This window comes from Pseudomonas sessilinigenes (genome assembly GCF_003850565.1).
GTDB classification, from domain to species: Bacteria; Pseudomonadota; Gammaproteobacteria; order Pseudomonadales; family Pseudomonadaceae; genus Aquipseudomonas; species Aquipseudomonas sessilinigenes.
This window is the reverse complement of the sequence record NZ_CP027706.1, coordinates 78478-102733: the sequence shown is the minus strand read 5'-3', so window position 1 is coordinate 102733 and position 24256 is coordinate 78478. Positions and strand designations below refer to the sequence as shown.

Below are 24256 nucleotides of genomic sequence, written 5' to 3'. Positions count from 1 at the left end.
GGACCGCCGCCGACGTTATCCTGTCGCGCTTTTTCCTGCCATGACCGTGACTTGCACCCAATGCCCGACTGGAACCGACACATAAAGCGCCTGCTGCAACTGATAGAGCGCTATCCGGGGGTCATTGCACTGGGTGGCTTCATCTCTGGGGTCTGCAGCTTCATCCTGGTGGACCGGCAACAGAGCCTGGCGTCATGGATCGCCATCATCATGCTGGTGAGCTGGGTCTGGTTGATGCTGGAGAACAGCCTGACCCAGCTGTTCGCCCAGGTCTTCAAGCGCGAGATCCCCCAGCCGCTGCTGCGCTATGCCACGCAGATGATCCATCAGGAAAGCCTGTTCTTCGTCCTGCCATTCTTCTTCGTCACCACCAGCTGGACCAGCGGCCAGCTGGTGTTCACCGGACTATTGGGCGCCGCGGCGCTGATCTCCATCACCGACCCGCTGTACTACAAGTGGCTGGCCCCGCGCCGCTGGTTGTTCCTCGCGCTGCATACCCTGACGCTGTTCGCCGCACTGCTCACGGCCTTGCCGCTGATCCTGCACCTGACCACCGCCCAGAGCTTCAAGCTGGCCCTGGGCACAGCGATGCTGCTGTCCTTTCCGAGCCTGGCCTCGATCCTGCCGATCCGCAGTGCGCGCAGTGGCGTGGCCGTTCTGTGCATCACCCTGGCCATCGGCGGCACCGGCTGGCTGATGCGTTCCTGGGTGCCGCCGGCCACCCTGTGGCTGACCGAGCAAACCATCAGCACCCAGCTCCAGGACCGTACTCCCGGGGCCAGCCTGGAACGCCTGGACACCACCCAGGTGCGCAGCAATGGGTTGTACGCCTATACCGCGATCAATGCACCGCGCGGCCTGGACGAGCGCATCTACCATGTCTGGCAGTTCAACGGCAGCGAAGTGGATCGCATCGCACTGGATATCCATGGCGGACGCAAGGAAGGCTATCGGGCCTGGTCCCACAAGCAGAACTTCCCGGCCAACCCCACAGGCGACTGGCAAGTGCGGGTGGTCACCGAAGACGATCAGGTGATCGGCGTGCTGCGTTTTCGGATCGACGATCCAGATCAAGGCTCCGCCAAGACGGGCAAGGCAAATTAATCCGGATCGTGCTATTACGTAGCACTGCGAAATCGCCACACAAGCACGGAGCTTATGACTACCAGCGTGACGCCCGGCACCGCTCAACTGGATCTTGCCCAATCCCCGGCGCAATTGCGCATCCGTGGCGACTGGACGCTGGCGCACTACAGCGAGCTCAAGCGCCTGAGCCAAGCGCTGGATGGCCGCTACGACAGCAGCACCCATATCGACCTCAATGGCTTGGGTGCCCTGGACACCGCCGGCGCCTCGCTGCTGGTGGAATTGCTCGGGGCCGAGCGCCTGGGCCACAGCGCCGAACACCCCGACTGCACCCTCTCAGCCGCCGACCGCGCCCTGTTGCAAACCGTCTACAGCTCGCTGAACGACTTCTGCGTACCGGTCAAGCAACCGGAGATTCCGGTCGGCATACAGCTGCTCTCGCGCATCGGCGGATCGGTCTACACCGTCTGGCAGGACACCCTGAAAGTCCTGGGCTTCATCGGCCTGATCCTCGAGACCCTGGCCCGCGGCCTGCTACATCCCAAACGCTGGCGCATCACCCCGGTGGTGGCGCATATCGAGCAGACCGGCCTGGACGCCGCGCCCATCGTGGCCCTGCTGACCTTCCTGGTGGGGGCGGTGGTGGCCTTCCTCGGGGCCACGGTGCTGGCCGGATTCGGCGCCAGCATCTTCACCGTGGACCTGGTAGCGTTTTCCTTTCTGCGTGAATTCGGCGTACTGCTCACCGCCATCCTCATGGCCGGACGCACCGCCAGCGCCTTTACCGCACAGATCGGCTCGATGAAGGCCAACGAGGAGATCGACGCGATCCGCACCCTGGGCCTGGACCCCATGGAATTGCTGGTCCTGCCCCGGGTCCTGGCCCTGCTGGTGGCACTGCCGATGCTGACCTTCCTGGCCATGCTCTCGGGCATCATCGGCGGCGGGGTAGTCTGTGCGCTGTCGCTGGATATTTCGCCGGCGATGTTCCTTTCACTGCTGCATTCGGACATCGGCGTGAAGCACTTCCTGCTGGGCCTGGTGAAGGCCCCGATATTCGCCTTCCTGATCGCCGCCATCGGCTGCCTGGAGGGCTTCAAGGTCAGCGGCAGTTCCGAATCGGTAGGGGCCCACACCACCTCCGCCGTCGTGCAGTCGATCTTCGTGGTGATCGTCATCGACGCCGTGGCCGCACTGTTCTTCATGGAGATGGGCTGGTGAGCCGCCCGCCGCGCGCGCCCGCCGAGGCTGTGATCGAGGTTCGCGGGCTGTGCAACCGCTTCGGCCCACAGAGCGTGCACGAGAACCTCGACCTGGACGTGTACAAGGGCGAGATCCTCGGCGTGGTCGGTGGCTCGGGCAGCGGCAAGTCGGTACTGCTGCGCAGCATCGTCGGCCTGCGCCAGCCCAGCGAGGGCTCGGTGCGGGTATTCGGCCAGGACCTGCCAAGCCTGCCGGAGCAGCAGCGCTCGCTGGTGGAACGACGTTTCGGCGTGTTGTTCCAGAAGGGCGCGCTGTTCACCTCGCTGACGGTGACCGAGAACGTCGCCCTGCCACTGATCGAACACGCCGGCCTGTCGCGCGCCGACGCCGAGCACCTGGCGGCGGTGAAGCTGGCCCTGGCCGGCCTGCCGCTGTCGGCGGCGGACAAGTACCCGGCGTCGCTGTCCGGCGGCATGATCAAGCGCGCGGCCCTGGCCCGAGCCCTGGCCCTGGACCCGGACATCCTGTTTCTCGACGAGCCCACCGCCGGCCTGGACCCGGTGGGCGCAGCCGCCTTCGACCAACTGATCCTGACCCTGCGCGACGCCCTGGGCCTGAGCGTGTTCCTGGTCACCCACGACCTGGATACCCTCTACACCATCACCGACCGGGTGGCGGTATTGGCCCAGAAGAAGGTGCTGGTGGCCGATGCCATCGACATCGTCGCCGAGACCCCGGACGCCTGGATCCACGAATACTTCCACGGCCCTCGCGGCCGCGCGGCGTACCAGGCCGCGACACCGACCAACGAGGGATGACATGGAAACCCGAGCCCATCACGTACTGATCGGCCTGTTCACGGTGATTCTGGTGGCCGGCGCCTTGCTGTTCGGCCTGTGGCTGGCCAAGTCCAGCGTCGACAGCGCCTTCCAGGACTACGAGATCGTCTTCAACGAGGCTGTCAGCGGCCTGTCCCGGGGCAGCTCGGTGCAGTACAGCGGGATCAAGGTCGGCGACGTGGTCAACCTGCGCCTGGACCCCAAGGACCCGCGCCGGGTACTGGCGCAGATTCGCCTGGGCGGCGACACGCCGATCAAGGAAGACACCCAGGCCAAGCTGGCCCTGACCGGCATCACCGGCACCTCGATCATCCAGCTCAGTGGCGGCACCCCGCAAAGCCAGCCCCTCAAGGGCAAGAACGGCCAGTTGCCGACCATCATCGCCTCGCCATCGCCCATCGCCCGCCTGCTGAACAACAGCGACGACCTGATGACCGGGGTCAACCTGCTGCTGCATAACGCCAACCGGCTGTTTTCCCCGGAGAACGTGGGCCGGGTCAGCAATACCCTGGATAACCTGCAGAAGACCACCGCCAGCATCGCCGAGCAACGTAACGACCTGCGCCAGCTGATGCAGCAACTGGGAACCATCACCAAGCAGACCAGCGCCATGCTGGAACAGACCACGGCACTGATGCGCAACGCCAACGGCCTGCTCAACGACCAGGGCCGGCAGATGTTCGGCAGCGCCGAGCAGGCCATGCGCTCGCTGGAGCAAAGCAGTGCCACCCTGAACACACTGTTGACCGACAACCAGGATTCGCTGAGCAACGGCATGCAGGGCCTCAATGGCCTGGCGCCGGCCGTGCGCGAACTGCGCGAGACCATGAGCTCGCTGCGGGCCATCACCCGCCGCCTGGAAGCCAACCCCGGCGGTTACCTGCTGGGTAACGAGAAGAACAAGGAGTTCACGCCATGATGCGTGCCTGTCGCCTGTTTGCCCCCCTGGCCCTGGGAGCCGCCCTGGTCCTGGGCGGCTGCTCGATCCTGCCCAAGAGCGAGCCGCTGGATATCTACCGCTTGCCGGTGAACCAACCCAGCACCCCGGGCAAGGCCTTGCCGTGGTCGCTGCAACTGCTCAAGCCCCAGGCCAGCGATGCCCTGAACAGTGCCAGGATCGCAGTGATCCCCCAGGGCGACTTGATCAGCAGCTACAAGGCTTCGCGCTGGACCGACCCGGCACCGATCCTGCTGCGCAACCGCCTGCTGGATGGATTCCAGCGCGACGGCCGGGTCCAGCTGCTGAGCACCGACGACAGCAACCTGCAGACCGACCTGGCCCTGGGCGGCGACCTGCAGGCCTTCCAGACCGAATACCAGGACAAGGCCGCCCAGGTGGTGATACGCCTGGATGCACGGCTGATTCGGGGTGCTGACCAGAAGATCCTCGCCAGCCGGCGCTTCGAGGTACGCCAGCCGCTGGCCGAGACCCGGGTGCCGGCGGTCGTGGCCGGGTTCGGCCAAGCCAGCGATGTGCTGGCCCGCCAGGTGGTGGACTGGGCCGTAGGGCAGGGCAACCAGGTGGGGCAACGCTGAGCTCCAGCGCGCCGGCAGGCCGGCGCAGGATCAGCCGAAGAACCAGTAGCAGACGGCGATCGCCGCGACCACGCCGGCAAACTCCGCCAACAGGGCGCAGCCCACGGCGTGCCGTACCCGCTGGATGCCCACCGCACCGAAATACACAGCCAGCACATAGAAGGTGGTTTCGGTGCTGCCCTGGATGGTCGCCGCCGCCAGCGCCGGGAAGCTGTCCACACCCTGGCTCTTCATGGTCTCGATCAACATCGCCCGGGCGGCACTGCCCGAGAACGGCTTGACCATGGCTGTGGGCAGGGCATCGACGAAGCGCGTATCCCATCCGGCCCAGGCCACCAGGTGGCGGATTGCGTCGAGGCCGAAATCCAGTGCCCCGGAAGCCCGCAGCACGCCGATGGCGCACAGCATGGCCACCAGGTACGGAAGCAGGTTCTTGGCGACGTCGAACCCTTCCTTGGCGCCCTCGACGAAAGCCTCGTAGACCTTGACCTTGCGCAGCGCGCCGATCACCAGGAACAGCATGATCAGGCCGAACAGCGTCAGGTTGCCGAGGATCGAGGAAAGTGACGCCAGGGCCGCCGCCGACAGGCTCGCCAGCAGCGCCATGAAAGCCCCCAGGGCCAGGGCACCGGGAATCAGGTAGGCCAGCACCACCGGGTCCCACAGCCGCAGGCGCTGCATCACCGCCACCGACAGCAGGCCTACCAGGGTCGAGGCGCTGGTGGCCAGCAGGATCGGCAGGAACACCAGGGTCGGGTCCGCCGCACCTTGCTGGGCGCGGTACATGAAGATGGTCACCGGCAACAGGGTCAGGGACGAAGCGTTGAGCACCAGGAACAGGATCTGCGCGTTGCTCGCGGTGGTGGCACTGGGGTTGAGCTCCTGCAGGGCGCGCATGGCCTTAAGGCCGATGGGCGTGGCGGCATTGTCCAGGCCCAGGCCGTTGGCGGCGAAGTTCAGGGTGATCAGGCCCAGGGCCGGATGGCCCGGTGGCACTTCCGGCATCAGGCGCTTGAACAGCGGGCCGAGGACCTTGGCCAGCCATTCGACGATGCCGGCCTTCTCGGCGATCCGCAGGAACCCCAGCCACAGGGTCAGGGTGCCGAACAGCAACACCATGACCTCCACCGACAGCTTGGCCATGGCGAAGATGCTTTCCACCATGGCGGCGAAGATCCCGGCGTTGCCTCCCACCAGCCACTGCGCCAGGGCGGAAACGGTTGCAACGATAAAGAAGCCAAGCCACAGGCCATTGAGCATCGGTCATATCCCTCGGAAGATGCGGCGAATGATAGCGGGGGTTGCAGAAACGACAAACCCCGGATCGACCGGGGTTTGTCTGTTGCGCGGGCCCGCCGGGGTGGCGGGCGGGCGTCAGGCGTCTCAGCCCTTGGAGATCTCGCCGGCTGGCAGCTTCTCCTTGCTGCGCCAGTGCGGCAGGGAGTTCCAGTAGCGCTGGCCCTTGGCTTCGTCGTACATGCCTTCCCAACGAGCGATCACCAGCACCGCCAGGGCGTTGCCGATCACGTTCAGGGCGGTACGCGCCATGTCCATCACGCGGTCGACACCGGCGATGAAGGCCAGGCCTTCCAGCGGGATGCCAACGCTGCCCAGGGTGGCCAGCAGGACCACGAAGGACACGCCCGGAACCCCGGCGATCCCCTTGGAAGTGACCATCAGGGTCAGGACCAGCAGCAGCTGCTGGCTGATGGACAGGTCGATGCCGTACAGCTGGGCGATGAAGATCGCCGCGATGCTCTGGTACAGGGTCGAACCGTCGAGGTTGAAGGAGTAGCCGGTAGGCACCACGAAGCTGCAGATCGCCTTCGGCGCGCCGTAGGCTTCCATCTTCTCGATCACTCGCGGCAGCACGGTTTCCGAGCTGGCGGTGGAGTAGGCGAGCACCAGCTCATCCTTGAAGATGCGCATCAGCTTGATCACCGAGAAACCGAACAGGCGTGCGATCAGGCCCAGGACCACAAAGGCGAAGAAAGCGATGGCCACGTAGACCAGGATCACCAGCTTGGCCAAAGGCAGCAGCGAAGCGAAACCGAAGTTGGCGACGGTCACCGCGATCAGGGCAAATACACCGATAGGGGCGTAGTTCATGATCATGTGGGTGACCTTGAACATGGTTTCCGAAACGCCCTGGAACATCTTCACCAGCGGCTCGCGCAGGTCGGCCTGCAGGCTCGACAGGCCCAGGCCGAACAGCACCGAGAAGAAAATGATCGGCAGCATCTCGCCACGGGCCATGGCCGCGAAGATGTTCGACGGAATCAGGTTGAGGATGGTCTCGATGAAGGCGTGTTCATGTTGCACTTCGGCCGCGGTGGCCTGGTACTTGGAGATGTCCACGGTGCCCAGGGTGCTCATGTCGATGCCTGCGCCCGGATGGAACAGGTTGGCCAGCAGCAGGCCGACGACGATGGCGATGGTGGTCACGATCTCGAAGTAGATGATGGTCTTGAGGCCGATGCGGCCCAGCTTCTTGGCGTCGCCAACACCGGCGATGCCGACCACCAGCGAGGAGATGACGATCGGGATCACGATCATCTTGATCAAGCGGATAAAGATATCGCCCGCAGGTTGCAGGACGTTGCTAATCCACCAGGCTTTTTCAGCGCTGAAATGATTGAGCAGTGCGCCGATCGCAATACCCAGGACCAGACCGATGAGGATCTGCCAGGCGAGGCTTAATTTGGCCTTCTTCATATCATTACCCTTACTTCAGTTGGACTCGGGCTGATGCGCGAACTGCAACGCTCAATGGCGGAAAAGTCTGTGCATCAGCCCCCGTATAAGGTCATCCCGAGCGAGCATTTACGGCTCTCTGCAGGCGAAAAAAGGCGCAACTATTCCGATGCAAGGGTGGCGCGTCTAATGCCGTAAACGCCTACCCTATGCCGAATCGGCATGAGTTTTTCGAAACAAAACGAGCGTCCCAACCGGTTCGAATACGACATTTCGGCAGGCCAGAATGCCGTGAAACGGCCATTTCAGGCGGCGTGCAGGCTTGTCGGAAGGGTCAGGAAAAGGTCTAAAAAACTTTAGGAATGTTCTGTTTCGGGTGCCCTGGAACCTTCCGGATTTTCCGGAAAGTTTCTCGATATACGGTCGCAGAGAAACACCAGGAAACGTTTGACCGGAGTCAAAGGAAGATTTTTCAGTTCAGACATCGGTGGCATCAGGCCAATGGCTCTAGAACGGGGATCTGACCGTTCACGCACGCCGCAAGCTCGTCGGGTCGACACCGACCCGGGAGCTTGCGCCGCCGCTTTTTCCTGACCCGGCCCTTGCGGAGGCACTCCCTGTACCCCTAGGTCACTCCGATCTCTGGCGGATCAGAACGTCCCGGCCCCCTGGTCATGCACGTGCCCTCCTCGGGTCGTGCAACAGCCGAAAGCGCACCAGGCCCTTTCGTCTATTCGACTGACCCGGACTCAATACCAGTTCGGGTCTTTTCTCAGCTGCTCTTTAAGCAATTCCTGCATACCGGGCTCGGGCTTGCCGAGAAACCGGTAGTTGGCATGCCGGGTCGGCGACTTGTCGGCGGGCAACCCCGCAGGCACTTCCACCAGCAATGCATAGGCATGCTTCTTGTCGAAAGCGAAGGCCACGATCAGCCGCTGGCTGCGGCAACTCTGGGCGGTCTCGCACAACGGTCCCACCAGGTACTTGTCGCCATCCTCCTCCACGGCATTCATTTGTTCGGCATCGCCCGACAGGTTCATGACCCACTCGGGCAATCGCTCTTCCTTTTGCACGACCTTCTGCCAGGTCTCGCGAAACTGCGGATCTGCATTGAGCAGTTGGCTGGCCCGTGCCTGGCCATCGTTGGCAGCCGACGCCAGGGCACTGGCGCTCGACAGCAATACGAAGGCCAGGGTCTTGAAGGAGATCCCCATGATCAACCCCGACCGCGACGGCCAAAGAAGAAGGAAGCGATGAACATCACCAGGAACACCACGAAAAGAATCTTGGCGATCCCGGTAGCGGTGCCAGCGATACCACCGAAGCCCAGGACGGCAGCGACGATGGCGATGATCAGGAATGTGATTGCCCAACTCAGCATGATGATTCTCCTTACTCTTCTCTATTAGGAAAGCTGCCGGCATGGTTGGCCCGCTACCGCCAAGGGCGGCCCCGGCCATGGTGCCTAGAACACCCAGCGCTCCTGGCGTGGCGACTCAAGCACGGGCTGCGCCTGGTCAACGGTCATCAGTTGTAGGGGTGCGGTGTCGGCGAACGAACTGCTCACCGGACGAAAATGGGTCTGGATGGGGTGTTGATGGGCCGGCACCTGGGGAATAGGGGCCTGGCGATCCTGCCAGCGCTGGAACTGCTGCCCGGCGATTAGAGTGACCAGCAATGCAAGGCAAGCAAACAGCCCTTGCTGGAGGTGCAGCGGCGCGATGCGCAATTGGGCAAGACGTTGGCGATTCATCCTGAAAATCCTCCCACACCGATGGTGATGTTGTTATGGAAGCCGTTGCCTGGGCCCCTCGATGGGAAAGGAAGTTGCAGACTGCATGCCAGCTTTTATCGAGCAATAAATATCAATAAAATCAATAACTTATATAAAGACCAGAAAAAACCCATGGACGCATCCTGCACGATGCTCACTTGGCTGACCGTGCGAAATGCACGATCTTCAACTCAGGGGTTTCTCCTGCTTTCTGATTTTCGGTGGGAACTTTGCCGAGCAGCGAGCAGCCTGATACAGACCTGTACCTGCACAACCTTCAGCCACCGCTGAAAACATCAGTTATTTCAGTTAGTTAGCTATTTCGACCGGAGATATCTAACCTGCAACCGGTGGAATGGATCAGAATCAATCTTGCAACTTGCCCGATTTTTCCGGGACTAAATCAGATCGTTCATTAAAGGAGCCTGGGAAAAATGGAGCCAGCGCCGGAGAATCAGGGCCGCATCCTTCTGGTAGATGACGAGTCCGCCATCCTTCGCACCTTCCGTTATTGCCTGGAAGACGAGGGCTACATCGTCGCTACCGCCAACAGTGCGGCCCAGGCAGACACGTTGCTGCAACGCCAGGTGTTCGACCTGTGCTTCCTCGACCTGCGCCTGGGAGAAGACAACGGCCTGGATGTATTGGCCCAGATGCGTATCCAGGCGCCCTGGATGCGGGTAGTGATCGTCACCGCCCATTCCGCCGTCGATACCGCCGTGGATGCCATCCAGGCCGGTGCCGCCGATTACCTGGTCAAGCCGTGCAGCCCCGATCAATTGCGCCTGGCCACCGCCAAGCAGTTGGAAGTGCGCCAGCTGTCAGCACGCCTGGAGGCCCTGGAGGGCGAGGTCCGCAAGCCCAGCGATGGCCTGGACTCCCACAGCCCGGCCATGAAGGTGGTGCTGGAGACCGCCCGCCAGGTAGCCAGCACCGATGCCAACATCCTGATTCTCGGTGAGTCTGGAACCGGCAAGGGCGAGCTGGCCCGGGCCATCCATGGCTGGAGCAAGCGCGCGAAGAAGTCCTGCGTGACCATCAACTGCCCGTCGCTGACTGCCGAGCTGATGGAGAGCGAGCTCTTCGGCCACAGCCGCGGGGCCTTTACCGGCGCCAGCGAAAGCACCCTGGGCCGGGTCAACCAGGCCGACGGGGGCACGCTGTTTCTCGACGAGATCGGCGACTTCCCGCTGACCCTGCAGCCCAAACTGCTGCGCTTTATCCAGGACAAGGAATATGAACGTGTCGGCGATCCGGTGACCCGGCGCGCCGACGTACGCATCCTCGCCGCCACCAACCTCAATCTGGAAGACATGGTGCGCGACGGGCGTTTTCGCGAGGACCTGCTGTACCGCCTGAACGTGATTACCCTGCACCTGCCGCCTTTGCGCGAGCGCAGCGAAGATATCCTGACCCTGGCCGACCGTTTCCTCGCGCGCTTCGTCAAGGAGTACTCGCGACCGGCACGGGGCTTCAGCGACGAGGCCCGGGAGGCCCTGTTGAACTACCGCTGGCCAGGCAACATTCGCGAGCTGCGCAATGTGGTGGAGCGGGCGAGCATCATCTGTCCCCAGGAACGAGTCGAGATCAGCCACCTGGGCATGGCCGAGCAGCCCACCAGCAATGCGCCGCGAATCGGCGCGGCCTTGAGCCTGGACGAGTTGGAGAAAGCCCATATCGGTGCGGTACTGGCCACCAGCGACACCCTGGACCAGGCCGCCAAGACACTGGGCATCGATGCTTCGACGCTGTATCGCAAGCGCAAACAGTACAACCTGTGAACGATATCCCATGAAGCTAGCGATGAAACTGCGGACCCGGCTGTTTCTGAGCATCTCGGCCCTGATCACCGTGGCGATGCTGGGCCTGGTGCTCGGGCTGGTCAGCGTGATGCAGATGGCCAGTACCCAGGAGTCGCTGATCCGCAACAACTTCATCACCCTGGACCTGGGGCTCAAGCTGCGCCAGACCCTGGGCGACCAGTTGATCCTCATGCTCAGCAACAAGCCCGACCCAAAGGCCCTGGAAGCATCCAGGAAACGTTACCTGGACCTGCTCGACCAAGGCATTGCCCATGAGCAGCAGAACCACAATCAAAGCGGCTTCCAGCAAGCCCGCAGCGACTATCAGAGCTTCTTCCAGGCCTTCGAACACAGCAACGCCCCCAGCACCGGATTGAGTAGCGACAACCAACTGACCGAGCGTTTCAACACCCTGCGCTCAGGCCTGATCAATGAGCACAAGCGCGCCCTGGACAACATCAGCGCAGTGGAGCGCCAGACCCGCGGCCGCGCCCTGCTGGTGGCCGGCCTGCTGGGCCTGGTTGGCCTGGCGGTGCTGATCATCGGTTTCATTACCGCGCATTCCATCGCCCAACGCTTTGGCGGTCCCATCGAGGCCCTGGCCAAGGCGGCGGACAAGATCGGCCAGGGTAACTTCGACGTTACCCTGCCGATTTCAGGCGCCGCGGAAATGAATCTGCTGACCCGGCGCTTCGGCATCATGGCTGAGGCGCTGCGCCAACATCAGGCAACCAACGTCGATGAACTGCTGGCCGGCCAGCAACGCCTGCAAGCGGTGCTCGACAGCATCGACGACGGCCTGCTGATGATCGACCGCCAGGGCCGCCTGGAGCACTTGAACCCGGTGGCCCAGCGGCAACTGGGCTGGGACCAGGATCGCCTTGGCCAAGGCCTGGGCAGTGCCCTGCAAAGACCGGAGCTGGACGAACAACTGCAACTGGTACTGCGGGGCGGCAGCCTGGAGCGGGCCCCGGAAGACCTGGATATCGAAGTCGACGGCGAGGCACGCCTGTTGACCTATAGCCTGACCCCGGTATGCCACACCCAAGGGCACATCCTTGGCGCAGTGATGGTGCTGCATGACGTCACCGAGCAGCGGGCCTTCGAGCGCGTGCGCAGTGAGTTCGTGCTGCGCGCCTCCCATGAGCTGCGCACCCCGGTCACCGGCATGCACATGGCCTTCGGGCTGCTCCAGGAACGCCTGCACTTCGCCGAGGAGTCGCGGGAAACCGACCTGCTCAATACCGTCAATGAAGAAATGCAGCGCCTGATGCAGTTGATCAACGATCTGTTGAACTTCTCCCGCTACCAGAACGGCCTGCAGAAGCTCACTCTCGCCCCCTGCTCATTGGAGGATCTGCTGGAGCAGACCCGGGAACGCTTCATCGAACAGGCGCGAAACCGGGACATAGCGCTGCTGCTGGACATGCAGGCGCCACTGCCACGACTGCATGCCGACCAGCCACAGCTGGAGCGGGTCCTGGACAACCTGGTAGGCAACGCCCTGCGCCACACCGCCAAGGGAGGCCAGATCCGACTGCAGGCCAGGCGTCATGGCGAGCGGGTGATCGTCAGTGTCGAGGACAATGGCGAAGGGATCGCCTATGGCCAGCAGGGGCGGATCTTCGAACCTTTCGTCCAGGTGGGGCGCAAGAAGGGTGGCGCCGGGCTCGGGCTGGCACTGTGCAAGGAAATCGTCCAGCTCCATGGCGGACGCATGGGGGTGTACTCAAGACCGGGGCAGGGTACCCAGTTCTACCTGGCGCTGCCGCTGTAGGGCATCACGCTTCATCATCCAAGCGCCTGGCCATCAGGCGCCGTCCCCGCGTGATCAATTCGGTGAACTGCAAGGCGCTCAGGGCCTGGGCGAACAGCCAGCCCTGGCCGAAGCTGACCCCTTCGCTGCTCAACAGCAAGGCCTGGTCCTCGAACTCGATGCCTTCGGCGATCACCTTGAGCTTCAGGGCGTGGGCCATGCGGATGATGTGCGGGGCCACGCCGCTGCTGGCGGCATCGTGGCCCAGGGCGTCGACGAACGCCTTGTCGATCTTCAGGCAGTCCACCGGCAGGTTCTGCAAGTAGGCCAGGCTGCAATAGCCGGTGCCGAAATCGTCGATCAACACTTGATGCCCGACATCCCTCAGGGCTTGCAGGTTGTTGCGTGCCACCACCACGTCGATCAGTCCGCGCTCGGTCACTTCGAAGGCGATCTGCCGCGCCGCCACCCTGTGCAACGCCAGCAGGCGCGCCATGACCCGGCCGATACGCGGCACCATGACATCGCAAGCGGCCAGGTTGACCGAGATGTACAGCTGCGGATTGGCTCGCAACACATGGCCCAACTGTTCCAGCAGGCGCTGCAGGACGAAGTCGGTGATCTGGCGGATCTGCCCGGTGTTCTCCGCCAGCGGGATGAACAGCTCGGGGCTGGTCAGGGTGCCGTCCGGGCGCCGCCAGCGCAGCAAGGCCTCGGCTCCCACGCAGAGCCGGCTGTTGAGATCGAAGATCGGTTGGTACAGCACCTGCAGTTCCTTACGACGCAAGGCACCTTGCAGTTCCGCCCCCAGGGACTGCCGCTGCCGCGCCAGCTGATACACCAATGCGCAGATGAACAGCGCCAACAACAGGCTCACCGGCAGCAACCACCACCAGCCATCGAGCATTTCCGCCTGCATGCTGGCCCTTGGAGTGATCAGCACCAGTTGGTACTCGGGGTTCTGGGTCGGCATGCGGTAGATCAGCAGGTCCCGGGTCACCTGCAGTGGCTGGCCTCGACTGGGATGCCAGGGCTGCACCGGCGGCCAGGGGCGCGCCAGGCCCAGTACCGGAATGGCCCGGGCACCATGATCGACCACCACCATCAGGCTGCCCCCGGGCGGCAGGTCGACCACGTCCGTCAGGTGCCCACGGGAAGTGGCAACGCGAAAGTTGCCACGGCCGAGCATGAGCGCCGCGAGGTTTTCATTGGGTTCGGTGGAGGTATTGAGCCAGTAGCTATAGGTGGGGCCCCGGATATCCGCCGGCCTGGGGGATGGCGTCAGGTTCTGCTGCGGCCAGTTGGAGCAGGTCTGGTCGGCGTCCATGTAGACCGCCTCGTAGATGAAGCGATAGCTGTAGCTGACCTGCTGCAACGCCGTGATCATGTCCGCGCTGCACTCGCGTAGCGGTTGCGCCTCCAAGGCATCCAGGCCCTCGCGCAGCTGTCCGAACAACTGCTCCAGGCGCTCCAGGAATCGCTGGCCCTGGGCATTCATCTGCTCGCTTTCCTGCTGCTGGACCTGATGCATCGCCACGCCAACGCTGCCCAGCATCAGCACCGCCGCACTCAAGGCAGCCGCCAGCATCGCCAACACCCATGGGCGATGAAACCAACTGCGCACGGGCTCGCCGGAGGCCTGCATCTTGGAAGATCCGAAGGATTACCAATGAGTTATAGCAACTGATTGGGCAATCGGCGCGGACCGTCCGGCGGCGTCATTATTTTGTCTGGTTGAGGACCTGCAGGATCGCTGCGCTTTCAGCGTCCGGGGTGCCATCGAAACGGCCGGGCCGGTAGTGCATCTGGAAGGCTGCCAGCACATGCCGGGTGGCCACATCCAACTCGCCGGTCTGCGGGGTGGCGTAGCCCAGGTGGGCCAACTGCTGCTGGAACCAGCTGATGCTCGGCAGGTTCGCTGCATAGAACGCCTGCTGGCGAGCCACTGCCTGGGCATTGGGCCACAGGCCCAGGCCCGCCTCGGCCAGGCGCTTCCAGGGGAACAGCGGGCCTGGATCGAGCTTGCGCAGCGGGGCGATGTCACTGTGGCCGATGATGTGCCGAGGGGAAATGTTGTTGCGCTTGCTGATGTCCTTGAGCAGCACGATCAGGTTCTGGATCTGCGCTTCGCTGTAGGGGTACCAGAGCCGCCCGTTGGGGCCGTCGCGAAACCCCGGGTTAACGATCTCGATACCGATGGAGCTGGAGTTGAGCCAGGTTCGTCCCTGCCATTGGCTCTCGCCGGCATGCCACGCACGGTACTGTTCATCCACCAGTTTGTAGATGGTGGCGGACTTGTCATCGCCGATCAGGTAATGGCTGCTGACCTGGCCATGGGTCAGCAGGGCCAGGGAACGCTCCATGGACGCCGAGGTGTAATGGACGATGATGAACTGGGCACGCTGGTCGTAGTTGACCGAGGGGTGGCTGGTATCGATGCGCGGGCCGCTGGCGCAGCCAGCAAGCAGCAACAGGGAGAAGGCAAGGGCAAACAGTTTCATGGCAGGGCAGCACGTTGCGACATTAATGCAACAGTGTAACGTACTGCTCCCCGATCCATGGGCAAAACTGCGCTACCCGGCTCGGTTCAGCCGGCCTCGACCCGGTTTCGTCCGGCATCTTTTGCTCGATATAGCGCCTGATCGGCTCTTTTTATCACCATATCGCTGCGATCTCCCGACTTGAACGCACTCATGCCCACAGACACAGTGATGGTCACCGGTTCGCCCTTGAAATGGAACGGACAGGCCTCGATCGCCGCACGCAGGGTTTCCACCAACCGTACGCCCACCGGCCACGGTGTATTGGGCAACAGCAGGACAAACTCCTCACCACCGAAGCGGGCGATGAAATCGCTACCCCGCAAGCGCTTGCTCAGCACGCTGGCAATGATCTTCAGCACCTTGTCGCCAGCCAGGTGCCCATAGTTATCGTTGATCCGCTTGAAGTGGTCGAGATCGAGCATGGCCAGCAACAGGCTGTTGCCATGGCGTTGCCACTGTTCGATCTCATGCTCCAGGCGCTCGCTCCAGGCCGCACGGTTGGGCAGCCCGGTCAGCGGGTCGATCAATGCCTTCTGCCGCTGCTCCTCCAAGTGCTCGCGATAGCCCTGGGCCTCCTGCTCCATGCTCGAGACCCGGGCCGCCAGGCTTTGCAAGCGTGTGGCCATGTCCTTCTCGCGCTCGTCGCGCTGTCGCTGATGCTGGTCCATGGTGCCCAGCAGGCCTTCCAGATGGCTTTCCAGTACCTGTTTGAGGTCGTCCAGGTCCGCTGCTTCCTGCACGCTGCTCTGCAGACCATCGACCTGCTCGCGGATCTGCGTATCCATGGCGCGCGCGGCCGAGCTGATATCGGCATGACCGTCACTGGCTGCCTGCAGATTGCTCTGGAAGGCTTCCAGGCGCTCGTTAAGCTGCTTGAGGTAATTCTCGAACTCATGCTGGCCAGAGTCGGTGATCGCCAGCATCAACACGGCAAGATCATCGAGGATCGGCAGCAACTCATACCAGTTCAGGCCATGTTGCAGACGATCACGCATTGCCTCTGCTTGAGGGCGATGCCGCTCAGGCAGGCTCAGGTCATCGAGCAGGCCCAGGAGGGTGTGCTCGATGTGCTTGGCCACCGAACTGTAGGAAGGCTCGGGCGAGTCCGGCAACGCATAGAGCACGTCCTGATCCGGCTGCTCCGGGTCGATGGCCGCCAACGCCTCGGCCATCACCTGGGGCAGGGGCAGGCTGTCGAGCAAGGCGGCAGAGGAAATGGGCAGCAGCTCGTCAGGATTGCCGCCCTTCGGCTCAGGGGCGATCAGGGGATCGGGTGCAGGTGCAGGTGCAGGTGCAGGTGCAGGTGCAGGTGCAGGTGCAGGTGCAGGTGCCAGGGTCGGCCCGGGCCTCTCGGTTCGCAATACTTCAACGGGCTCCTGCAACCCTGCCGGAACCTCGGAAGGGCGCTCCAGCTCGAGCGCAGGAGTTTCCGGCACCAGGACCTGGGGTATGAAGGCGACAGCCTCTGCCGGGCCGGGTTCGGGTTCTGGCTCGGTTTCGAGCTTGGGGGCAACGGCAGCAGAGGGCTCGAAGGCGGGCCGGGGCAAGGGTTCCGCCTCTGCCGACAACGGTGCGACACCAGGTGCCGGCGCTACCGCGCCAGCTTGGGACACAACGCTATCGGGCACCTCGTCGTGCTCGCGAGCCGCTTCATCCGGGGCCGTTGGCTCCTCAGGCTGTGGATGATTGTCTACAGCCTGGGCCGAAGGGGCGAGCGCCTCGGGTCCCGGCGCGGCTTGCGCAGGATCACGGGAGCCGAACAGCCGTTGCAACAGGCCAGGGCGACCGGGTTCGGCCGGACCGTCCAACTGGTTCAAGGCCTTGCCTTGCAGGGCGCTCAGCTCCCCCAATAGCAAGGGAATCTCCCGGGCCTGACCGACCCGACCATCCAGCTGCTTGGCGAACGCCTTGAGCGGGCGGCTGACTTCCCTGGGCAGGGGCAGGGACTGCAATTGGGTGACCAGCGCCGTCAATGCGCTGCTCATCTGGTCGATACGGGTTTCCCGACGCTGTTCGGAGTCCAGCACGGCCTTTTCCAGGCGCGGAATCAAGGCAGCCAGTCCGGCGTCCATATCGTCGGTACGCACGACCTCGCGCATTTCCTTCATGCATTGGTCAACCGCGCGGTCGGTGCCCTCCGCGGCCAGGGTGCTGCGCACCAGGCCCCGGCGCAACAAGTCCAGTCGTGCAGCCCAGCGGCGCTCGAGCTTTTCCTGTTGTTCGATGCTTTTTAAGTACTTCTCTTTCCAACGTTGGGCGTCGTCGCTCATTCATCGATTCCGCGAGGGGCAGGACTCAACGCGGGCAATGCATCGGCCGTGAGCGAACCCGGCAGACGAATCTCTACCGCGACCGGCAAGTGATCGGATATGGGTTGGGCCAGGACTTCGACTCGCTCCAGGGTCAGACTGGGGCTGAGCAGGATGTGATCCAGGCAGCGTTGTGGGCGCCAGCTGGGGAAGGTCGCCTGCAGTTGCGGCGCCAGCAGGCTCAAGTCGCGCAAGGGGGAATGCTCCAACAGGTCGCTGGCATGGGTATTCATATCCCCCATCAGCACCTGATGCTTGTAGCCGCCGATCAACTCGCGAATGTAGGCCAGTTGCCGGGTTCGCGCCCGAGCGCCAAGGGCCAGGTGCATCATCACCACGACCAGGGCCTCCGGCCCCTCGCCGAAACGCAGCAGGATCGCCCCACGCCCCTTGGGGCCGGGCAGGGGATGATCCTCGATCGCCCAGGGCCGCAAGCGGCTGAGCACGCCATTGCTGTGCTGGGCCAGGCGTCCGAGGTTGCGATTGAGCTGCTGGTACCAGTAGGGAAAGGCACCCAGTTGGGCCAGGTGCTCCACCTGGTTGACGTAGCCCGAACGCAGGCTGCCGCCATCGGCTTCCTGCAGGGCTACCAGGTCGAAGTCCCCCAGCAGGTTGCCTATTTTCTGCAGGTTGTCCGCCCGACCGTTATGGGGCAACAGGTGCTGCCAGCCGCGGGTCAGGTAGTGACGATAACGCTCGGTGCTGATGCCGACCTGGATGTTGAAGCTGAGTAGTCGCAGGCGACTGTCTGCCGGCAGGCCGGTCGACGCTAAATGATGTTCGTTGACCTGCGGATCATGCAGGCCAACGATGCGTTCCGAGCTCCAGCGCGGCATGGCGGCGGCGCTTACTTGGCCGCGCGCTCTTTGGCGATCAGCTGGTCGGCCACGCTCAGCGCACCTTCAGGACCGCCAGCGGTGCCCAGGTCGAAACGATACTTGCCGTTGACCACCATGGTAGGTACGCCAGAGATCTGATAGGCCTGGGCTTTCTTCTTGGCATCTTCGACCTTGCCTTTGACGGCGAAGGAATTGTAGGTGCTCAGGAACTTGTCCTTGTCGACACCCTCGCCAGCCAGGAAGTCGGCCATTTCCTCAGGAGTAGCGAGTTTCTTGCCGCTGTGGATGGCCTCGAACACGGCCTTGTGCACCTTGTGCTCGACCCCCATGGCTTCCAGGGTGATGAACAGCTGGCCATGGACATTCCAGATGCCACCGAACATGGCTGGGATACGTACGAAGTTGACGTCGGCAGGGAGTTTCTCGACCCAAGGGTTGATGGTGGGTTCGAAGGCATAGCAATGAGGGCAGCCATACCAGAACAGCTCCACCACTTCGATCTTGCCAGGCACCGCAACCGGAACGGCGCTGCTCAACTCGACATATTGTTTACCGGCTTCAAGCGGTTCGGCGGCTTGAGCGGTCACGCCAAACAGGCTGGCGGTGACGAGAGCGGCGCTGAGAATCAGATTACGCATGCTTTACTCCTGGACGATTTAGGCGCCTCGCGCGACCTGAATTCAGACAGATCATGGCGGGCTTGAGTTCGCTAGTGTAGCGGCTGGCGCCATAAAAAAGGGCGGCCTGAGCCACCCTTTATGCTTGCACCGTCAGATTAATCGATCATTAACGTCGCCGTGGCTATGCACCTTCCGGCAACTGATCGCGGCGGCCTCAGTGCAGGCCTTGAATATAGCTGGACACTGCTTCGATGTCCTTGTTGCTCAGCTTGCTGGCAATGCTGCGCATGACCATGGTGTCGCCATCGTTGGTACGCGCACCTTCGCGGAAGTCGGTCAGCTGCTTGGCCACATATTGAGCGTGCTGGCCACCCAGGTGAGGGAAACCTGCCGCTGCGTTACCCGCGCCGTTCGGCGAATGGCAGCCGGTACAGGCTGGCATGCCCTGGTCCAGCTTGCCGCCACGGAACAGTTCTTCGCCACGGGCCACAACTTTTGGATCAGCCGCGCCGACGCTGCCTTTCTGGCTGGCGAAATAGGCGGCGATGTCAGCCAGGTCCTGATCGCTCAGGTTGGTCAGCAGGCCGGTCATTTCCAGCACTTGACGCTTACCGGACTTGATATCGTGCAGCTGCTTGTCCAGGTACCTCTCCCCCTGGCCTGCCAGTTTGGGAAAGTTTGGCGCCATGCTGTTCCCATCAGGGCCGTGGCAAGCGCCACAGACTGCGGCTTTCGCCTGACCGGCAGCAGCGTCGCCTGCGGCATGGGCAACACCGGTGATGCCCAAGGTCAACAGCAGACTCACGAGTAATTTGTTCATCAGCTAATCCAACTACGGCTAAGGGTTAAGAGTTATGGACCGGGATCACTCGCTCATCCAGTGGATGATGGCTCGGTAATCCTCGGCACTGCAGTCCATGCACAAACCACGCGGCGGCATCGCCTTGAAACCCTGGGTCACGTGTTGCACCAGCGTCTCCATACCTTGCGCCAACCTCGGCGCCCAAGCTTCCTGGTCGCCCTTGCGGGGCGCCGTCGGTAGTTGGCCGGAATGACAAGCCCCACAAACACGGTTGTACACAGCTTCCGGATCCTGTGTAGCCTGCGCGCTGTAAAGCGGCATCAAGAGCCCGGTAGCCAGCAGCCATTTCGTCATAAAACGACCTTTTCAGGGTTGAGAGCGTGCTGCGTTCTAATGCGCATACAAGGTTTATCGCTCTCGTGAACTTCATCCTACGCTGGGACAAAGCGCACACAAAATCTGCGGCATTATATACTGGCGCTACTGAAACGGAAACGACACCGCTCGCCGCACCCATCCTCGGCACCGCCCCTATTTCGGAAATCCCATGCAACTGAAGAACCCCATCCTCGGTCTGTGCCAACAGGCTACTTTCATGCTCAGCGCCGCCAAGGTCGATCAATGCCCTGACGACGCCGGCTTCGAAGTTGCCTTCGCCGGGCGTTCCAACGCCGGTAAATCCAGCGCCTTGAACACCCTGACCCACGCCAGCCTGGCACGCACCTCGAAGACCCCGGGCCGCACGCAATTGTTGAACTTCTTCAAGCTAGACGACGATCGCCGTCTGGTCGACCTGCCGGGCTACGGCTACGCCAAGGTACCGATCCCCTTGAAGCAGCACTGGCAGCGCCACCTGGAGGCCTACCTGGGCAGCCGGGAGAGCCTCAAGGGTCTGATCCTGATGATGGATATCCGTCATCCAATGACCGATTTCGACACCCTGATGCTGGACTGGGCCGTGGCCAGCGGCATGCCAATGCACATCCTGCTGACCAAGGCCGACAAACTGACCTATGGCGCAGCCAAGAACACCCTGCTCAAGGTCCAGTCGCAAATTCGCAAGGGCTGGGGCGAAGCCATCACTATCCAGCTGTTCTCCGCACCCAAGCGCATGGGCCTGGAAGAAGCCTACACCGTGCTGGCGGGCTGGCTGGAACTGGCCGACAAAGGCGCCGAGATCGAGGCCTGAGAGAGATAAAAATTGTCTGCACGGTGATCAGGCAAGGCAAAAAGCGGCGGGAAAGCGGAGTTTAGGGGCCTAAATGAGCATTTCCCGCCGCTTTTTAACGCAGCATGGTCGCCACGCAGGCAATTTTCAGGCAAAAAAAACCCCGGACTTCATATGGGGAGGGGGAAGTTCGGGGTTCAAGTTCTAGACCGCTAGGGCGGGGTCCAGATATCTGCCAACACTTAACACAACATAGGAGCATTGAAGGGCTTCACCAGCCATTCAGTAACTCTGAGTGGGCGTTTCTCGATTTAGTTCCGGCCGAGCGCAAAAACTATTAGCGATAACCCCTGAAATTTTTCGCGCTAATGGTTCTCCAGGCTTTTGCCGCGACACTATGTCGCGGCAAAAGTCGGCGAAAAGTCCCCTTAATGGGCCTCATCCCAGTTATTTCCCACCCCGACTTCCACCAATAGCGGCACATCCAGGGTCGCGGCACCGCTCATGTAACCGCGAATTTCTTCGCGCACCTGGTCCACCAGGTCCTCGCGAACCTCCAATACCAGTTCGTCGTGCACCTGGAGAATGACCCTGGCGTCCAGCCCCGAGCCCTGCAGCCAGTTGTCCACCGCCACCATGGCTTTCTTGATGATGTCCGCGGCAGTGCCTTGCATTGGCGCGTTGATCGCCGTGCGTTCGGCACCGGCCCGCTCCTGGGGCTTGTTGGAGTTGATCTCGGGCAGGTACAGGCGGCGACCGAAGATGGTCTCCACATACCCTTGGTCGGCCGCCTGGGCACGGGTGCGGTCCATGTACTCGCGCACCCCCGGATAGCGGGCGAAGTAGGTGTCGATATAAGCCTTGGCCTGCTTGGTATCGACGCCGATATCCTTGCCCAGCTTCTGCGCCCCCATGCCATAGATCAGGCCGAAGTTGATGGCCTTGGCACTGCGGCGCTGCTCGGAGGTAACGTCCCCGAGATCGACCTTGAACACTTCCGCCGCCGTGGCCGTGTGCACGTCCTGATTGTTGCGAAAAGCATTGAGCAAGCCTTCGTCCTGGGACAGATGCGCCATGATCCGCAGCTCGATCTGCGAGTAGTCCGCCGCCAGCAGCTTGTAGCCGGCCGGAGCGACGAAGGCCTGGCGAATGCGCCGCCCCTCTGCCGTGCGCACCGGGATGTTCTGCAGGTTCGGATCACTGGAAGACAGGCGCCCGGTAGACGCTACTGCCTGGTGATACGAGGTGTGGATCCGTCCGGTGCGCGGGTTGATCTGCTCCGGCAGGCGGTCGGTATAAGTACTCTTGAGCTTGCTCATGGAGCGGTACTGCATCAGCACCCGGGGCAGCGGGTAGTCGTCCTCGGCCAGCTTGGCCAGCACCTCTTCGGCGGTGGACGGCTGGCCCTTGGCAGTCTTCTTCAGCACTGGCAGGCCAAGCTTGTCATAGAGGATGCTGCCCAACTGCTTCGGCGATCCCAGGTTGAATTCCTCGCCGGCGATTTCGAAAGCCTCACGCTCCAGGGCCTCCATCTTGTCGCCCAGCTCGATGCTCTGCACGCCCAGCAGCTTGTCGTCCACCAGCGCGCCCTGGCGCTCGATGCGAGCCAGTACCGGTACCAGAGGCATCTCGATATCGGTCAGCACGCTGGCCAGGCTCGGGATGGCAGTCAGCTTCTCGAACAAGGCCTGGTGCAGGCGTAGGGTCACGTCCGCGTCCTCGGCTGCGTAGGGACCTGCCTGCTCCAGCGGAATCTGGTCGAAGGTCAGCTGCTTGGCGCCCTTGCCGGCGATGTCCTGGAAACTCACGGTGCTGTGGTCCAGGTACTTCTGCGCCAGGCTGTCCATGTCATGGCGGGTGGCGGTGGAATTGAGCACATAGGACTCGAGCATGGTGTCGAAGGCCACGCCACGCATGGTGATGCCATTGGCCTGATCACCACCGATGGCGCAGTTGGCCAGGATGTTCATGTCGAACTTGGCATGCTGGCCCACCTTCAGCAGTTGCGGATCTTCGAGCAACGGCTTCAGTGCCAGCAGCACGGTATCGCGATCCAACTGCGCGGGCGCCCCCATGTAGCTGTGTGTCAGCGGAACGTAGGCCGCCTCACCCGCGGTGACCGCGAAGGACAGGCCCACCAGTTGGGCTTGCTGGGCATCGATACCCGTGGTTTCGGTATCGAAGGCCATCAGCTTGGCCCCCTTGAGCTTTTGCAGCCAGAAGTCGAAACGCGCCGGGTCGAGGATGGTTTCGTACTGCAGTTCCAGCGGAGACTCCTCCGCCGGCGCTTGCTGTTCAGCGGCGGCCGGGGCAGCGCTGGTATCGAGCTCGACACGCTTGGCATCGCGCTGCAGATCGTCGAGCCAGCTCTTGAACTCCATCAGGCTGTAGAGCTCTGCGAGCTTTTCGCGATCCGGCTCGCGCAGGTGCAGGTCGTCCAGGCCCACATCCAGGGCAACGTCGACCTTGATGGTCGCCAGTTGATAGGACAGGAAAGCCATTTCCTTATGTTCTTCAAGCTTGGCCGGCAGCGTCTTGGCCCCGCGAATCGGCAGGGTCGGCACGATATCGAGCTGCTCGTAGAGCTCCTTGAGGCCGCCGTTGACCCCCACCAACAAGCCCGAGGCGGTCTTCGGACCGATGCCCGGAACGCCAGGGATGTTGTCGGAGGAGTCGCCCATCAGCGCCAGGTAATCGATGATCTGCTCGGGAGCGACACCGAATTTCTCCTTCACGCCCTCCACGTCCATGCTGCTACCGGACATGGTGTTGACCAGGGTAATGTGCCCATCCACCAGCTGCGCCATGTCCTTGTCGCCGGTGGAGATGACCACAGGCCGGGACGCCGCGGAGCTGCTGCGGGCCAGGGTTCCGATCACGTCGTCGGCCTCGACGCCCTCGACGCACAGCAACGGGAAGCCCAGGGCGATCACGCTGGCATGCAGCGGCTCGATCTGCACCCGCATGTCATCGGGCATGCTGGGGCGATTGGCCTTGTAGTCAGCATACATTTCGTCGCGAAAGGTCCCGCCCTTGGCGTCGAACACCACGGCGAACGGGCTTTGCGGGTACTGCTTGCGCAGGCTCTTGAGCATGTTCAGCACGCCCTTGACCGCGCCGGTCGGCATGCCTTTGGAGGTAGTCAGCGGTGGCAGCGCGTGAAAAGCGCGGTACAGGTAGGACGAACCGTCCACCAGGACGAGGGGGGCTTGGCTCATGAGCGGAATCAACCTTTTGGACGGGTCCGGCGCTAGAATAGCGGGACCGTTGACGACAAAGGGACAA

The 24256-nt window shown here is 62.7% G+C and carries 21 protein-coding genes; 8 read left to right on the top strand and 13 right to left on the bottom strand.

Going from position 1 to position 24256, the window contains the following annotated elements:
• Positions 1-60: 60 nt before the first annotated feature.
• The 5 genes from C4K39_RS00530 to C4K39_RS00510 are packed head-to-tail and all read left to right on the top strand — an operon-like array spanning position 61 to position 4664.
• A complete protein-coding gene (locus tag C4K39_RS00530) occupies positions 61-1104 on the top strand; it encodes a DUF5924 family protein (RefSeq protein WP_124345419.1) in 1044 nt (347 codons plus the stop codon).
• 54 nt (positions 1105-1158) lie between these two features.
• Positions 1159-2307: an ABC transporter permease gene (locus C4K39_RS00525; protein WP_124345418.1), complete on the top strand. Its 1149-nt coding sequence runs from the start codon at positions 1159-1161 to the stop codon at positions 2305-2307.
• Complete coding sequence (locus C4K39_RS00520; protein ID WP_068575376.1) at positions 2304-3107, top strand: ABC transporter ATP-binding protein; 804 nt, start codon at positions 2304-2306, stop codon at positions 3105-3107. Before C4K39_RS00525 ends, C4K39_RS00520 begins: the two co-directional genes overlap by 4 nt.
• A gap of 1 nt (position 3108) precedes the next feature.
• Complete coding sequence (locus C4K39_RS00515) at positions 3109-4047, top strand: MlaD family protein (RefSeq protein WP_068575377.1); 939 nt, start codon at positions 3109-3111, stop codon at positions 4045-4047.
• Positions 4044-4664 (top strand): ABC-type transport auxiliary lipoprotein family protein, encoded by a 621-nt coding sequence (locus C4K39_RS00510; protein ID WP_124345417.1) that lies wholly within the window; start codon positions 4044-4046, stop codon positions 4662-4664. Before C4K39_RS00515 ends, C4K39_RS00510 begins: the two co-directional genes overlap by 4 nt.
• A 30-nt stretch (positions 4665-4694) precedes the next feature.
• On the opposite strand, the gene C4K39_RS00505 is transcribed toward C4K39_RS00510, so the two are convergent.
• The 5 genes from C4K39_RS00505 to C4K39_RS00485 form a co-directional block, all read right to left on the bottom strand.
• Entirely contained in the window at positions 4695-5924 is a 1230-nt protein-coding gene (locus tag C4K39_RS00505) for a nucleoside recognition domain-containing protein (protein WP_068575379.1), read from the bottom strand.
• Between the two features lie 123 nt (positions 5925-6047).
• The gene (gltP, locus tag C4K39_RS00500) at positions 6048-7379 is read right to left on the bottom strand and encodes a glutamate/aspartate:proton symporter GltP (RefSeq protein ID WP_068575380.1); all 1332 of its coding nucleotides are present in this window, start codon (positions 7377-7379) and stop codon (positions 6048-6050) included.
• Between the two features lie 728 nt (positions 7380-8107).
• A complete protein-coding gene (locus C4K39_RS00495; RefSeq protein WP_068575381.1) occupies positions 8108-8572 on the bottom strand; it encodes an inhibitor of vertebrate lysozyme family protein in 465 nt (154 codons plus the stop codon).
• 2 nt (positions 8573-8574) lie between these two features.
• Complete coding sequence (locus C4K39_RS00490) at positions 8575-8739, bottom strand: DUF1328 domain-containing protein (protein WP_003170804.1); 165 nt, start codon at positions 8737-8739, stop codon at positions 8575-8577.
• Between the two features lie 84 nt (positions 8740-8823).
• Positions 8824-9111 (bottom strand): hypothetical protein, encoded by a 288-nt coding sequence (locus C4K39_RS00485; protein ID WP_068575382.1) that lies wholly within the window; start codon positions 9109-9111, stop codon positions 8824-8826.
• 455 nt (positions 9112-9566) lie between these two features.
• On the opposite strand from C4K39_RS00485, the gene algB reads away from it, so the two are divergent.
• On the top strand, positions 9567-10913 hold the full coding sequence (algB, locus tag C4K39_RS00480) for a sigma-54-dependent response regulator transcription factor AlgB (RefSeq protein ID WP_068575383.1): 1347 nt from the start codon (positions 9567-9569) through the stop codon (positions 10911-10913).
• A 10-nt stretch (positions 10914-10923) separates the two neighbouring features.
• The gene (locus C4K39_RS00475) at positions 10924-12711 is read left to right on the top strand and encodes a KinB sensor domain-containing domain (protein ID WP_124345416.1); all 1788 of its coding nucleotides are present in this window, start codon (positions 10924-10926) and stop codon (positions 12709-12711) included.
• A 4-nt stretch (positions 12712-12715) separates the two neighbouring features.
• On the opposite strand, the gene C4K39_RS00470 is transcribed toward C4K39_RS00475, so the two are convergent.
• From C4K39_RS00470 to C4K39_RS00440, 7 genes are all read right to left on the bottom strand, one after another.
• Positions 12716-14335: an EAL domain-containing protein gene (locus tag C4K39_RS00470; RefSeq protein WP_124345415.1), complete on the bottom strand. Its 1620-nt coding sequence runs from the start codon at positions 14333-14335 to the stop codon at positions 12716-12718.
• A gap of 76 nt (positions 14336-14411) precedes the next feature.
• Positions 14412-15191: an N-acetylmuramoyl-L-alanine amidase gene (locus tag C4K39_RS00465; protein WP_068575386.1), complete on the bottom strand. Its 780-nt coding sequence runs from the start codon at positions 15189-15191 to the stop codon at positions 14412-14414.
• Between the two features lie 86 nt (positions 15192-15277).
• The gene (locus C4K39_RS00460; protein WP_124345414.1) at positions 15278-17503 is read right to left on the bottom strand and encodes a diguanylate cyclase; all 2226 of its coding nucleotides are present in this window, start codon (positions 17501-17503) and stop codon (positions 15278-15280) included.
• The gene (locus C4K39_RS00455; protein WP_124345413.1) at positions 17500-18378 is read right to left on the bottom strand and encodes an endonuclease/exonuclease/phosphatase family protein; all 879 of its coding nucleotides are present in this window, start codon (positions 18376-18378) and stop codon (positions 17500-17502) included. Before C4K39_RS00455 ends, C4K39_RS00460 begins: the two co-directional genes overlap by 4 nt.
• An 11-nt stretch (positions 18379-18389) precedes the next feature.
• Positions 18390-19019, bottom strand: a complete 630-nt coding sequence (locus C4K39_RS00450; RefSeq protein WP_068575389.1) for a thiol:disulfide interchange protein DsbA/DsbL — start codon at positions 19017-19019, stop codon at positions 18390-18392.
• 196 nt (positions 19020-19215) lie between these two features.
• The gene (locus C4K39_RS00445; RefSeq protein WP_068575390.1) at positions 19216-19821 is read right to left on the bottom strand and encodes a c-type cytochrome; all 606 of its coding nucleotides are present in this window, start codon (positions 19819-19821) and stop codon (positions 19216-19218) included.
• Positions 19822-19866: 45 nt separating this feature from the next.
• The gene (locus C4K39_RS00440; protein ID WP_068575391.1) at positions 19867-20157 is read right to left on the bottom strand and encodes a c-type cytochrome; all 291 of its coding nucleotides are present in this window, start codon (positions 20155-20157) and stop codon (positions 19867-19869) included.
• Positions 20158-20350: 193 nt separating this feature from the next.
• On the opposite strand from C4K39_RS00440, the gene yihA reads away from it, so the two are divergent.
• On the top strand, positions 20351-20992 hold the full coding sequence (yihA, locus tag C4K39_RS00435) for a ribosome biogenesis GTP-binding protein YihA/YsxC (protein WP_068575392.1): 642 nt from the start codon (positions 20351-20353) through the stop codon (positions 20990-20992).
• 407 nt (positions 20993-21399) lie between these two features.
• Here the strand turns inward: yihA and polA are convergent, their stop codons facing one another.
• The gene (gene polA / locus C4K39_RS00430; protein WP_068575393.1) at positions 21400-24189 is read right to left on the bottom strand and encodes a DNA polymerase I; all 2790 of its coding nucleotides are present in this window, start codon (positions 24187-24189) and stop codon (positions 21400-21402) included.
• Between the last annotated feature and the right edge of the window lie 67 nt (positions 24190-24256).